Source organism: Streptomyces sp. NBC_01334, from assembly GCF_035983595.1.
Taxonomy (GTDB): domain Bacteria; phylum Actinomycetota; class Actinomycetes; order Streptomycetales; family Streptomycetaceae; genus Streptomyces; species Streptomyces coriariae.
The window spans coordinates 129,926-143,019 of record NZ_CP130719.1 but is presented as its reverse complement, the minus strand read 5'-3'; the positions used below and the strand labels follow the sequence as shown (position 1 = coordinate 143,019).

General features: G+C 68.8%; 14 protein-coding genes. 1 reads left to right on the top strand and 13 read right to left on the bottom strand.

Features of this window, described 5'->3' with window-relative positions:
* Positions 1-68: 68 nt before the first annotated feature.
* Positions 69-638 (bottom strand): PadR family transcriptional regulator, encoded by a 570-nt coding sequence (locus OG736_RS45150; RefSeq protein WP_327188007.1) that lies wholly within the window; start codon positions 636-638, stop codon positions 69-71.
* Between the two features lie 644 nt (positions 639-1,282).
* On the opposite strand from OG736_RS45150, the gene OG736_RS45145 reads away from it, so the two are divergent.
* A complete protein-coding gene (locus tag OG736_RS45145; RefSeq protein ID WP_327188006.1) occupies positions 1,283-1,714 on the top strand; it encodes a DUF5958 family protein in 432 nt (143 codons plus the stop codon).
* A gap of 318 nt (positions 1,715-2,032) precedes the next feature.
* Here OG736_RS45145 and OG736_RS45140 read toward each other — a convergent pair whose 3' ends face one another.
* The 12 genes from OG736_RS45140 to OG736_RS45085 form a co-directional block, all read right to left on the bottom strand.
* On the bottom strand, positions 2,033-2,728 hold the full coding sequence (locus tag OG736_RS45140) for a HEAT repeat domain-containing protein (RefSeq protein ID WP_327188005.1): 696 nt from the start codon (positions 2,726-2,728) through the stop codon (positions 2,033-2,035).
* Between the two features lie 53 nt (positions 2,729-2,781).
* On the bottom strand, positions 2,782-3,876 hold the full coding sequence (locus OG736_RS45135) for an NUDIX hydrolase (protein ID WP_327188004.1): 1,095 nt from the start codon (positions 3,874-3,876) through the stop codon (positions 2,782-2,784).
* A gap of 62 nt (positions 3,877-3,938) precedes the next feature.
* The gene (locus tag OG736_RS45130) at positions 3,939-5,879 is read right to left on the bottom strand and encodes an ATP-binding cassette domain-containing protein (RefSeq protein ID WP_327188003.1); all 1,941 of its coding nucleotides are present in this window, start codon (positions 5,877-5,879) and stop codon (positions 3,939-3,941) included.
* Between the two features lie 412 nt (positions 5,880-6,291).
* A complete protein-coding gene (locus OG736_RS45125; protein WP_327188002.1) occupies positions 6,292-6,684 on the bottom strand; it encodes a hypothetical protein in 393 nt (130 codons plus the stop codon).
* 329 nt (positions 6,685-7,013) lie between these two features.
* Entirely contained in the window at positions 7,014-7,145 is a 132-nt protein-coding gene (locus tag OG736_RS45120; RefSeq protein WP_327188001.1) for a hypothetical protein, read from the bottom strand.
* Between the two features lie 9 nt (positions 7,146-7,154).
* Positions 7,155-7,430: a hypothetical protein gene (locus tag OG736_RS45115; RefSeq protein ID WP_327188000.1), complete on the bottom strand. Its 276-nt coding sequence runs from the start codon at positions 7,428-7,430 to the stop codon at positions 7,155-7,157.
* Positions 7,431-7,552: 122 nt separating this feature from the next.
* Positions 7,553-8,608, bottom strand: coding sequence for an NAD(P)H-dependent glycerol-3-phosphate dehydrogenase (locus tag OG736_RS45110; RefSeq protein WP_442817230.1), 1,056 nt, complete (start codon positions 8,606-8,608; stop codon positions 7,553-7,555).
* A gap of 56 nt (positions 8,609-8,664) precedes the next feature.
* Positions 8,665-10,656, bottom strand: a complete 1,992-nt coding sequence (locus tag OG736_RS45105) for an ABC transporter ATP-binding protein (protein ID WP_327187998.1) — start codon at positions 10,654-10,656, stop codon at positions 8,665-8,667.
* On the bottom strand, positions 10,653-11,120 hold the full coding sequence (locus tag OG736_RS45100; RefSeq protein ID WP_327187997.1) for an NUDIX domain-containing protein: 468 nt from the start codon (positions 11,118-11,120) through the stop codon (positions 10,653-10,655). Before OG736_RS45100 ends, OG736_RS45105 begins: the two co-directional genes overlap by 4 nt.
* Complete coding sequence (locus OG736_RS45095) at positions 11,117-11,320, bottom strand: hypothetical protein (RefSeq protein ID WP_327187996.1); 204 nt, start codon at positions 11,318-11,320, stop codon at positions 11,117-11,119. Before OG736_RS45095 ends, OG736_RS45100 begins: the two co-directional genes overlap by 4 nt.
* 315 nt (positions 11,321-11,635) lie before the next feature.
* The gene (locus tag OG736_RS45090; RefSeq protein WP_327187995.1) at positions 11,636-12,097 is read right to left on the bottom strand and encodes a helix-turn-helix domain-containing protein; all 462 of its coding nucleotides are present in this window, start codon (positions 12,095-12,097) and stop codon (positions 11,636-11,638) included.
* Positions 11,979-13,094, bottom strand: a complete 1,116-nt coding sequence (locus OG736_RS45085; protein ID WP_327187994.1) for a radical SAM family protein — start codon at positions 13,092-13,094, stop codon at positions 11,979-11,981. The genes OG736_RS45090 and OG736_RS45085 overlap by 119 nt, the downstream gene beginning before the upstream one ends.

Sequence of the window (13,094 nt, the reverse complement as noted above, 5' to 3'; positions counted from 1 at the left end):
ATGAGAAAGGGAGAAGTCTGAGGCTGGGGGGGCCGGAGGACCGGAGCAGCGGGTGAATGACGCGGCGGTCAGCGGCCGGGCGGATCGAAGCGGGCGAGCGTGCGAAGCACATCGTCCAGCCAGCCGATCATCATCCGCTCGTAGGCGATGCCACCGCGCAGGACGACGTGCTGGAGCTCGTGTTCCGCGTCAAGTGGCGCGTCCGGCGGTGCCACGTCCGCGTCGGTGAAGTCGCGTTCCTCGCCCGCGAGGTAGTGCGCCAGCCGGTCGCGGTGCGCCTGCCGATGACGTTCCACCTCTTGGATCAGGGCGGCCGGGTCGTCGAAGGCGGCACCGCGGATCTTCACCGCCAGATCGTGGCGGACGCTCTCCGGCTCGATCGGATCGTGCAGCCACGAGGACAGCGCGGCCCGGCCGAGATCGGCGACGGAGTACTCCTTCTTGTCCGGCCGCCCGTGCTGCGGGACGTCGCGGGCGTCGACCCAGCAGTCGTTCTCCATGCGCTTGAGCACGCGGTAGATCTGCTGGTGGGTCGCGGTCCAGAAGTAGCCGATGGACCGCTCGAAACGCCGGGCCAGCTCATAGCCGGACCCCGGTTTCTCCAGGAGTGACACCAGGATCGCGTGTTCGAGCGCCATGCCGACGATCGTGCTATGCAACTCGTTGCATAGCAAGTCCCGCACACGTCTATGCGACGCGGCTCACCCCGGCCGGAGGCCTTCGGGGGCCAGGGCTCTGGTTCCGGGGGGGGGGGGCGACGCAGACGCAGCGTGTCACCTGGCGTCCCCACCACGCCGGACCCGCGGAGAACCAGCGACATGAGATCGGCGGCACGGTTGCCCGTGCCGCCGCCCTCCCGCGCTGTTCCCGGCGTCAGGTGCTGAAGAAGAAGTACTGCCAGGCGCCGGTGGTCTCGACGCTGTCGCCAGGACGGGTCCACGTACACGGCGCGTTACTGACCGCCACGGGTCTTTTCCTGCGACCAGGCCTGGACGTCTGGCCAACTACCAGTTGACGTCCCCAGGAGGCGAACATTGCCTGATGCGGCATTCGTTTTGGTTGGCTGTGTCGGCTTCTTCGGGAGTCGTTTGCGGCCAGCCTCGTGCTCGATGTCATCGACTTTTGATGTCACTCAAGTGCTGCGGGGCGTGTGAGGGTCTGCGGTGTGGGAGTCCTGGGGCGCTGCAAGATCGCGGGAGCGGACTGTTCCTGGTTCCCCCCGCGCTGTCTCGGGTGCGGATACCGGCCTCGCCTGGAACCTGCATCGTGAAATCATCAAGCGATGACCGAGCCGAGCAGCGACGACGGCCGCGCCTTCCGGCGCGAGACCGAGCGGGTCGTCAACGAGATCGCCCAGGGGGTCCGCACATTGGACGCTGGTGTGAGCTGGTTTTCTGGCCTCGCCTCGACACGTCAGCAGGAGGTTCTGCAGGAAGTCGCCGGCTATGCGATGCAGGCGCGCATTACAACTGCGGACGGTCGTGCGGGGGTGGCGCGATCCGGTGTGAAGCCCACGGCAAACCCCTCGGTAATGATCTGCATGGACCCGCCCCGCTACGGGTTCGTGGGCCTCCCCTCCGCCGAACATCTCAAGGCGTTCCGCGTCCTCGTCTCCGTGTTCGCCGTTGCGGACACTCGCCGCCGCGAGACGAACTGCAAAGGCGCCTGCGGACATGCGTGGCACAACCTGCCAGCGGCAACCGAGCAGCCGTAGCCTCGGGCATTCCGGCTCTGGATGGGCTGGATATTCGGCGGTCGAAGATTTTTTCTACCGGGCGGCCGTGCTCGGCTGGCCGTCTTGCGCAGTTGGCGGGCGATGCCGGGGCCCTGGGCCCAGGCGCCTGCGCAACGCGCTGACCTGCGCTGGTCGGGCCTGTGGTGGGGGTCTTGGCCCTCGTGGTGGGGCCTGTGGTCGGGGACATTGCGCAGACCAACCCGGTTGCGCAATCGCCTGCTGCGCTCACGACCGCGGCCTGGCCAAATCGTTTCGGGGGGTCACACCACCAGGGCCGCGTGCAGTGCATGGAATGCTTCACGAAGTTCCGATGTGGCGATCGGATCGATCTCCATCTGCAAGTGACACACGGTGTCGTCGCCGTTGGGAGTCAGGCGTACGAAGAAGGCGAAACCGTCCCCGACTGGCTCCGCGTTCAGCGTCAGCGGATTGTTGCGGCCCGGAGTCACCGGTGACCTCGTTGCTGTCGGCGTGGATCAGGACGGTCAGTGCCTTGTCCGGCGGGGCTGTTGTCTGCCGGTGGGCGAGTGCGACTGCGGCGGTCACCCGCACTGCTTCGTTGGTGGATGCCAGACATGCGGTGAGTGCTGCGAGTTCGCGGGAGTTGGGAGGGCTGGGGAGGAACGCGAGGGCAAGGTTCGCCGACGCGCGTGCGGTGTCCGTGTCGAATCCCACGCCGGTCAGCGCGGTCGCGAGTCCGGGGACCTGGGGGAACCAGGCCAGCAGCGCCGCCGTACGGGTCGCCACGCCAGGCTCGGGATCGTGTAGCCAGGTCAGGAACGAAGGCGGGAGATGCAGCACGTGCAGGACGCGGCCGAGCGGGTCGACGACGATCGCGCCGCAGGTGACATGTCCGGTGAAGGTGGAGCGGCTGGTGATGTCGGTGGGACGTCCGAGGGCGTCCAGGAGGGCGCCGAGCTGCTCGCGCTCGTAAGGGTGGCGAGCGAGGTAGGTCTCGACGGTGGTGCGGACGTGGTGGCGCGATAGCGGCATAGGGCAACCTCAAACGTGTGTGGAGCGGGATGAGTCGAGGTGGGGAGGTCAGCTCAGCTCAGCCGCATCCCCTCCGCCGGGATCTCTTCGATGGCGGCGGGGCACGCGGTGGGCAGGCCCCACCGCTCGCGTGCTGTCTCCGCCGCGAGCTGGGCTCGCTGCGCGCCGGGCGGGCCCCAGCCCAGCAAGGCGGCTGCCTGGGCGGGAGTGGTGAGCAGGCGGGCGAAGGGGTGGCCGGTGGCGGGGTCGACGGCCGCCGGCCCGATTTCGGTGACCCGGGCGGCCAGGCGGAGTCGGGCGTTGGGCCCCACTCCGCCGTAGTCCTCGTCGGTCTCGTCCAGCACCCATCCCAGTCGCACCGGGTCAGTGAGGGTGAGTTGGGCTTCCTCTGCGGCTTCGCGGTGGAGGGAGTCCTCGGGCGTCGCGTCAGTCTTCTCCACGGTGCCGCCGGGCAGCATCGGCAGCGCACCCAAGGGGCCAGGGTCGGCAACGAGGACGACCCGGCCGTCGGGGACGGGGCTGCGGTTGAGGGGGTTGTCCCACAGGGGCCGGTAGCGGAGGTGGACGTCATGGCGGTCCAGCGCCGGGACGTCGAGGATGTGCCGGCCGTCGGCGAGGTGGACGGTGGCGGTGTTCCCGAGCCGGGCACGGTAGGCGGCGAGCATGATCTGCGCGTCTACGGGGCGCAGCCGCTGCACTGCATCCCGGGTCTCCAGGAAGGCGAACTCGGACAGCTCCTCGCGCGGCAGGCGGATTGCCTCCGCCTGGTCGGGCGTGAGGGTTCCGCCGTCGAAGACGTAGCGCATTTCTCCGGGGCAGAGCATGCCGGGCTGGATGTCGGGGTGATGCGGCGAGAGGGAGTGGACAGCGAGCACGCCTGTCAGGGTCAGGTCTGCCAGGCCCAGTTCCTCGGTGATCTCGCGTCGGCAGGTGACGTGCGGGTATTCGCCGGGTTCGAGGACGCCTCCGGGCATCATCCATGAGTCGTCCTTGCGGTAGGCGGGGTGCACCAGCAGGACGCGGCCAACCTGGTCGGTGATGATCGCGGCAGCGCCGAGCCACACCGCGTGCCGGGGCGCGGCGTACCGCGCTGCGGGCGGGGCGGCGCGCGGTGCGATGTGCCCCGAAGCAGGGACGGGAGAGGTCATATGGCTTCTGCCTTTCAGAAGAGCGGGCGGGCGTGTGTACGGTGCGGACCCGGCTGTGGTGATCAGGCGGCGTCGCCGCTCATCCGGCGCTGCAGCTCCCACAGGGTCCGGAAGAGCCCCGGTTCCTGTGTGAGCTGGGCGTAGGCGCCCTCTTGGACGATCCGCCCTTCGTCCAGGACCACGATCCGGTCGGCGACGGCCACATTGGTGAGCCGGTGCGTGATCAGCAGGATGGCGCGGTCCTTGGCCAGTTCGCGCAGGCCGGCGAAGATCCGGTGCTCCGCGCGGGCGTCGAGGGCTGCCGTGGGTTCATCCATCACCAGGAGCGCCGCCTGTCGGTGGAAGGCGCGGGTGAGGACGAGGCGTTGCCACTGCCCGCCGGAGAGTTGCTGTCCGCCGAACCACTCGCTGGTGAGCAGGGTGTTCAGGCCGGAGCGGAGGCCCGGCAGCATCTGTGCGGCGCCGGACGCCTCGCATGCGGCGAGCAGGGCCGCGTCGCTGGTGTCGCCTTGCCCGAACGTGATGTTGTCGCGCATCGTCAGCGGCAGGTACGTGAACTTCTGCGGCACCAGCGCGACGTGCTTCCACGACCCCCACGGGTCCAGGTCCGCCGTGCGGGCGTGATCCCAGGCCACCTCGCCTTCGGTGGGCAGCAGCAGCCCGCACAGCAGGCGCGAGAGGGTCGTCTTGCCGGAGCCGTTCTCCCCGACCAGCGCCACGATCTCGCCGCGCCGCACGTGCAGGGACACGTTGCTGAGGCTGTCCTTCGGGGCGCCGTCGTAGCGGTAGGTCACGTCGCGGACCTCGAAGCGCTCCGGGGCGGCCGGCAGGGGCGCGGCGCCGCGGGAGTCGGTCATGGCCTGGCCGTGGGCGTTGTCGAGGAAGTTCTGCCAGTCCTGCACGTACCAGCCGGTGCGCACCAGGCGTGCTCCGCCGTTGATGATGCCGCGCACGGAGCCGGTGGCCGTCTGGAGGGCGAAGACGGCGCCGCCTCCGGCTGCCAGGCTCATGCGGCCGGAGGCCAGGAGCCACAGCAGCGCTGCCCACACTGCGATCGAGGCGCCCCCACCGGCAATAGCACCGGCCAGCCCCATCCACGCGCCCGTGTTGGCGGCCTTGCGCTCTGTGGCGCTGACTGATGCGGCCAGTTTTCGGTACCGGCCGATCAGGAAGGGGCCGGCCAGACAGGCGCGCATCTCCTCGCTGGACTCCATGTACGCCATGTGCCAGCGCAGTTTGCCCAGCATCCTGCGCCGCCCGGAGGTCTCCAGCCCGGCGAGGTAGATCACGCGGGCGGAACGTACGTAGGCGGCGGCCTGCGGCAGGCATGCGAGGAAGAGAAGAGGAAGGAGCAGCGGGTGCAGGACGGTGAGGACGGCTGCGCCGGCCGCGAGCGTTGCGGTCGCCGCGATGACGTCCTGTGCCTCTTCGACGAGGTCGGGGGTGACCTGGGCGCCGCGGTCGGCGATGTCGTAGGCGTCGTTGTAGCCGGGCTTGTTGTTCGCGGCCAGTTCTGCGCCGAGCGCGGCCTCGACCATCGTCAGCTCCGCGGCCCGGCCGAGAACGGGTCGCAGACGCCCGGTCAGCCAGACGACCGTGATGCCCAGCAGCGCGCGCATGCCAGTTGCGGCTGCGATGACGGCCAGCTGCGGAGCGGCGTCCCACAGCCGCTCGGTGATGTCGCCCGAGGAGATCAGCGCGTTGATCGTGCCTGTGACGGCCAGGAGGCCGAGAGCCGCCAAGATGCCTGTACCGATCTGGCACATCAGCAGTCCGATGGTCGCGCTGCGGTCCACCCGCCAGGCCATCTGTACCGAGCGCCGAACGAGCGAGGGCAGGCGCCGTGCCATGGTGCGGGACGTCAGGAGGGAGCCGGCGTGGAGCCGTGACTTGTCGCGGTAGAGGTATTCCTCTTCTCGAACACCGGTCTGCTGCGGTTGGTCGTCCTGGGAGGTGCCCTTGGGTGGTTGCGGCGGCTGATCCTGTGTGATGGCCGAGGTCATCGTTCCCCCTGGGGCGGTCGCTGTGGCGGAGTCGTGAGGTCTAACGACCTGGCTGCGATATCGAACACACGTCATTCGGTCGTGCCGGGGAGCTGCCTGTTTCCTGGGCGGGGGAACTTCGCGGGCGTGGGATCCCTGGTCTGGCTTGGATCGGCTCCGGTCCGGAAATGGCCGAAACGCCGACACTGCGAGCAACAAGCCGTAGACCGCATCACCTTGACCGGTTCGGATCAGCCGCTGGTGGAGGTTGACCCATCAGCGACATGACGGTGACAAATCTGCTCAGTTGGATTGGCTCGGCCGATGCAGTGGCGTTCCCAGACTTCGGCGGAGACCGACGTAGCGTCCCGCAGGGCCTGTTCCAGGAGGGCAGGGAAATGACGCCTTACGGGGCCGGTCGCGGCGGCAACGGTCAGCTGGCGAAGGCGATGTAGGTGCCGAGGGTGAGGCCGGAGAAGGTGATGAGCTGGCGGGGCTTGAGGCAGGTGAAGGCGGCGTGCATGGTGATGCCGGCGACGGCCGCGTAGGGCATCGTCTGTGGGATGAGCAGTGCGGGTGGCAGTGCGATCTCCGTCGTGATGACGATGGCCGCCACGACGCGCCAGAGACGGACGTCGCGGGTGGTGAGGTTGCCCGCATTGCGATAGACGAAGCCGGGGACGGCGTACTGGCGCCGGCAGGGGAGCTGGTTCCTGATCTGGGCGTAGGTGTGGATCCACTGGGCGAGGTAGCGGCCGCTGCGGAACTGGGGGCTGCGGAGTTTCTGCCAGGCGCTGTTCCAGTAGAGGTCCGTGGTGATCAGCACAAGGAGGCACTGAGCCCACGTGTTCGCCGTGCTGGATCCGTGCTCGACCAAGGGGCCGTGGCCGAGGTCTTGGGCGAGGAAAGGCTGCTCCCGGTCAGCAGGGTGTAGCGGACGGCGTCGGGGCCCTTGAGGTACAGCAGCTCCATAGCGGCACCGGCCAGGGTCACGATCAGGGCGGGGCGGGGTGCGGGGCCGAGTGCCAGGGCGAGGGCGGCACACGTGCGGATGATCAGTGCGGGCCGGTAGATGGTGGCCAGGAGACGGGCGCGGGTGGGACCGAGGCGCTCTTCGGCGAGAGCCGTGCTGAGTGAGCCGGGGGTGAAGCGGTCTCAGCCGCCCTGGCCGAAGGCGAGGACGAAGCGCAGAGTGAGCACCGTGGCGAAGATGATCCGGAACCACTGGACGTGTCCGGGGTTGGTGGGGCGCTGGAAGCCGGAAGCGACAGTGTCAAAGAACCACACGGCCGGCCCTCACTTCCACGGTGTGCTCACCGTTGGCAGACAGGACGCGGCCGTGGCCGTCGATTCGGTCGTACCGGCCGTTTGCGGTGAGGTGGTTGAGGATCGTCTGGAGCTGGGGCGGCCAAGGATGAAGGAGCCGGGGGAGAGGTGGAGATAGACGTTCACGGGCTCGGCGCGTCCGTCCTTGGTCGTGCCGGTGAGCATGATGATCGTGAATGTGGTCCGGCAGAACATTTTCCAGCGCAGCCAGCGGCCGGGTAGGGGGTGAAGCCGGTGATCATCCACACCATTACGGTGAAGGTGACGGCGATCTGTATGGCGGACAGCACGGATGTGGGCATGGGCGGGAACCCCCGGTGGGGAGGGAAGGGTGAAGAAGGCGGCCCCGTGTCGTGGGGCTGCGGGCGTCAGCGCTCGGGCTTGGGGGGCCGCTGCATCAGCGCGGCCGCGGCCTCGTCGAGGGTGACCTTCGCGTGCAGCAGGTCGGAGATCACTTGCGTGATCGGCATTTCGACGTCGTGGGCCTGGGCCAGGGCGAGGATCGCCTGGGCGGATTTGACGCCTTCGGTGGTCTGCCGGGTGACGGCGGTTGCTTCTTCGACGCTCAGGCCCCGGCCGAGGTGGGTGCCGAACTTGCGGTTGCGGGAGAGCGGGGAAGAACAGGTGGCCACCAGATCGCCCAGGCCGGACAGGCCGGCAAGGGTGGCCGGGTGGGCGCCCATAGCGATCCCCAGCCGGGTGGTCTCCGCCAGCCCGCGGGTGATGAGCATGGCCGTGGAGTTGTCGCCCAGTCCCATGCCGGAGGCGATGCCGACCGCGAGGGCGATGACGTTCTTCACCGCGCCGCCCAGCTCGCAGCCGGTCACATCGGTGCTGGTGTAGGGGCGGAAGTATGAGGTGTGGCAGGCCTGCTGGAAGCGGTGGGCAGCGTTCTCGTCGGCGCAGGCGACGGTGGCCGCGGCGGGCTGGCCTTCCATGATCTCGCGGGCTAGGTTCGGCCCCGAAAGCACCGCGACCCGCTGCGCCCTGACGCGGGCCACCTCGATGATGATCTGGCTCGCCCTCAGGTGGCTGTCCTGCTCGATGCCCTTCATCAGGGACACGATCACCGTCTCGGGTCCGATGTGCGGCGCCCACGCGGCCAGGTTCGCCCGCAGGGTCTGCGCAGGGATCGACAGCACCATGAAGTCCGCGCCGTCCAATGCGGCAGCCGGATCGGTCGTCGCGGTCAGGGCAGCGGGCAGCTCGACGTCCGGGAAGTAGCCGGGGTTGCGGTGGCGAGTGTTGATCGCGTCGGCGATTTCGCTACGGCGGGCGTGCAGGACCACGCTGGTGCCCGCGTCGGCCAGGATCTTCGCAGCGGCGGTGCCCCAGGACCCGGCCGAGAACACCGCAGCACGGGCCTGACAGTGCTGGGTCACTGGGGGATCCTTACGACAAGGCGTGACGGCCGGTCCGGTCATCGTATCGGCCACACCGGGCGTGGAGGCTTTGTTGCGATGGGTGTCTGTCGATCGGGTCATGCGGGATCGGTGATGGTGGGTGAGGTGGGTTTCGGGATGCTGGGGGTGGGGGCGTACTGGGCTGCCTGGGCGTCGAACATGGCGGCGTACCGCCCGTGTGCGGTGATGAGTTCGTCGTGGGTGCCGTGTTCGACGAGGTGTCCCGCGTTGAGGACGTAGATGCGGTCGGCGTGGCGGACGCCGGACATGCGGTGGGTGACCAGGACGACGGCCCGGTTGGGGGCGGCGAGACGGCGAATGCGGTTGAACGCTTCGATCTCGGCTTCGGGGTCGAGGGCCGAGGTGGGTTCGTCGACGATGAGAACGCTGTCCGCCTGCGAGGTTGCACTGCGCCAGTGAGTGCGAGCCAGCCCCACTTTCTGCCATTCGCCGCCAGAGAGCTCGATGGCGCCGCGGAACATGCGGGCCAGCAGGCTGCGAAGGCCGTCGGGGAGCTTGGCGATGACCGGTCCGGCTGCGGCGTAGTCGACCGAGGGCTGCAGGTCCTGGAACGTGGCCGGGTGAGAGGGGCGGCCGAGGCGGATGTTCATCGCTGCGGTCACTGGCCAGCGCTGGAAATCCTGGGTGAGTAGGCAGACGCGCTCGAAGACCTGGGCACGGTCGAGGTCGCTGATGTCCGCTTCGCCCCAGCGCAGGGTGCCGGCCTGGGGCAGCAGCATGCCTGACAGGATCTTCATCAGCGTGCTCTTGCCGGAGCCGTTCTCACCCACCACCGCGGTGACCGATCCCATCGGCAGGCTGAGGGACACCTGGTCCAGGGCAGCCGTGTCACGGTCGGGGTAGCGATACGTGACGCGGTCAAGAACGATCTCCCTGACCTGTTCGGGGACCGGATCGCCGCCTTCGGGGATGGTGCGCTGCGCTGCCTGGTCAAGGAACCGGCCGTGATCGCGGACGTAGAGGGATTCCTCGTGCAGCTGGTTGATGTTCATCACCAGCGCCCCCAGGCTCGCCGACCCGGTCCGCACCGCGATCACAGCGGTGCCGGCGATGGCAAGGCTCATACGGCCGCTCATGATCAGCCAGGACATGGCCCCGTACGTCGCGGCCACGGCCAGCCCGGACAGCGCGGAGGCGACCCACTCCGTCAGGGCCTTGCTGGAGGCCAGGCGTTCCTGTTCGGCCTCGGCGCTCTCGGCCATGCGCTCGTAGCGGTTCAGGAGGAAGGCGCCGACGGCGTGCAGGCGGACTTCCTGGGCGGCGCTGCGCTCGGTGAGCAGGTTGCCGATGAGCCGGCTGGCCCGCACGTGCTCGAGCCAGCTCATCACCGACACGTACCGTTCCTGGGCCACGCGCATGGCACCCCAGCCGCGCGGGGCGGCGATGAGGATCAGCATGGGCAGCAGGACGGGATGGAGGACGGCCAGGACGCTGGCGGTGGCGATCAGCGAGATGAGGCCGTTCAGCGCGGCGACACAGACACCGATCATGCGGCGGGCGGAGCCGGGACCGTACTGGGCGACGTCGACGAGCCGCCGGAAGTCGGGGTCATCGATGGCTTCCAGCTCGACACGTGCGGCGGCGGCCAGATACTGGGTGGTGGCGATCCGCTCGACCATGGGCTCCAGGCGCCCGGCGCGAGAGGTCGACCACGCCGCCAGGGCGGAGTTGACCACCCCGATAGCGGCCGCGGCCAGCAGACCGGGCAGCAGCGCGTGCAGCCGCTGGGCGGCGTCGCCGCTGCCGGCGAGCAGGGCATGCATGACGGCGTTGATGGCGAGCAGACCGACGGCGGCGGCAATGCCCTGGCCGATCTCGCTGACCGCCACGGCGAGCAACGCCCGCCGGTCGGCGCTCCACGCCATGCGCAGGGCGGCGCCGACAAGGGCGGGCATGGAGCGCAGTGCGGACATCATGGTGAGGTCCAGGCCGGCATGCTCGTGGTGGGACCAGCCCAGGTCGTAGCGCAGCGGTCCGCCGAACAGCTCCTGTTCGGCGTCAGAGACCTGGGGTTCGGCCATCTTGACCGGTCCGAAGAACCTTTTCACTGTGCGCCTCCCGAGGTGGGCCAGTTCAGTGCTCGACACGACGGTCCGTGGGTGAGCATGTGGACGATGGCGACGGTGTAGGGGTGGCAGTCCGGCGGGGGTGTCTCCATCGGCACCCAGAACAGCCCCTCGTGCTTGTCCGGCTCGGCGTTGTACGGTTCGCCGGTCGAGGACTGCGCCACGAACACGGCGGTGATCCGATCCGAGTCTCCGGGCTCGTGGTGGGGGACGAGGCCGCCGAAATCTTGCTGGTCGGCGCTGATGCGGACGCCGGTCTCTTCCTTCGCTTCGCGCCGTGCCGCGCGGTCCAGCGGTTCGTCTGCCTCCAAGTGGCCTCCGACAACGGTGAGCTGTGCCGGTGCCAGGTCGGTGTCGGGTCTGCGGCGCACACACAGGGCGGCGCCGTTTTCCTGGAGCAGGATCTGGGCCACGTCGGCGATCAGCGGGTGAGGAGTTCTGCTCAACGCGGTCCCTCCTGCATCAGTTGCTTGACGGTGGCCCGGCCGCGCGCGGTCACGAGTGCGTCGCCGTATCGGGGGCCGTACGCGAGAGCACCGGCCGCGTCGGTTGCGGCGATCGCCGCGAGTGCGTACTCCTCGGCATCGGACAGAGACCGGCCACAGCCCTCGAACTGGGCGGTGCACAGCTCAGCGGGTCCGGCCACACAGAGGTGGCGAGCTTGGCGAAGTCGCAGACCAGCGGGCTCGGTTCGCTGCGCTCGAAGTCGATCAGCGCACAGCGGTGGGTCGTAGCCCGCCGGGGATCATCCCCGCGGCGTATCAGGACGCAGTCGTCGACGAAGGTGTGCAGTTCGCTGCGGGGGAGTGGGGCTGGAATCGGCATGGCGAACCTCTGGGGAGTGAGTCGAGGCCGGCCGGGGGCATGGCCGGGGGTCCCCGCCCGTTCTGTTGCATCAACTGCCGGGCGCGGCCTATCGCGCGGGTGGTGGCTGGCCGCGCCCGGGAGCGCTGCATCGCCGTCAGCTTGGTTCTTGCCTGGGGGACACGCTGGAACTGCCGGTGGGAGGCAGGCGAGATTCGACCTCGGCCAGGAGGCGTGACGCTGGACGGCCGTATGCCAGGCAGACTCTTACCAATACGGTCGTTGTCGGTTCGGTTACGGCTCGCTCGATCCGTGAGAGCGTCGACCGGCTGATCCCTGTTCGTCGTTCCAGGTCATACACCGACCAACCACGCTGCTGTCGGAGGCTGACGAGGCAGTGAGCCAGGTCTGCCTTGAAGCGATTGGCGTAGCTCTCGTGTGAATCTTCGCCGGCTTCAGGGGCCCGTGTCCCACGTTCCTTTGCTGCTTCGGAGGAGCCGTTACCCGTAGACGATGAGGGGCTGACGGCCTTCAAGCCGACCGGCCCAGTACTGCTCGTTGCTGCCTCGTGGAGCTCGGACGGCGATACCGAGCCGTTGGGCGATGTTGCTGCGGTCACGGAGGCTGAGGGCTCCCTGAATGGTGACGGTGCGCGTCGTCGCGTCCCAGTCGAGATCGGGGATCGTGGGCACGCCGAGCCATACGAGCTGGTTTCGGATGGCGTCGGTAGTGACCGGGGGCGGGGAGGAGGTGGCGCAGCGTTCGCGTTGACTGGCTGGGCAGTGGTTGGCCGTGCAGGTGGGGGTGGTGTGGACGTGGTGATTGTCCGGGCGCTGTAGAACGTGAGCGAGGGCGCAGGAGTTCGTCTGGTAGATGGGGTGGTCGGGGTAGCGGAGAGGCAGGGTGTCAAGCAGGTCCCAGGTCTCGCGCGGCCATACGGCGTCGGCCGACTCGAGGGGCAGGTTCTCGTCGCTCAGTGCGGGCCACAGGTCAGCCATCTGCTGCCGGGAACCGCGTTTGACCTTGAGGCCGACGGCTACGGAACAGGTGGAGTAGCGGGCGGCCCAGTCCAGGACGTAGGTGATCGTCTCGGGGGCGGCGTTCGCGTGGATGAGGGGGCGCCAGTAGTGGATGACGGGGATCCCGTGTTCGCTCAGACGCGGGAAGTTGGCGCGGAGTGCCTTGTGGTCGATGCCGCGTTCGATGTCAGGGCCGAGCCCGGAGTAGCTGAGGTAGACGATCACGGGGATGCCGGCCGCCCGCGCCGTGAGGACGGCATCTATGACGTCTTGGGTGACGGCGCACTTCGTGATCAGGCACACCGGGTTGCGTACGCCCCTGGCGACCAGTTCGCCGAGGAGGCCGACAAGGTGGGCGCGGTTGCGTGGGGTGGCGAGGGCATCGGTGCAGGTGTAGAGGGCAAGGACGGCCTGCGGGTAGTAGTAGGGGCTCGACAGGAGCAGGTCGGTGGTCCGCTGGGGGGTGGTCAGTTGGGCTGGCTTGACGCGCGTCTGGCCGCGGTCGAGGAGGTAGCAGTAGTCGCAGACCTTGGGGCAGCCCTGATCCGGATTGATGGCGAGCCAGGTGTCGTGCTGGTCGATGACTGGCTCCCACAC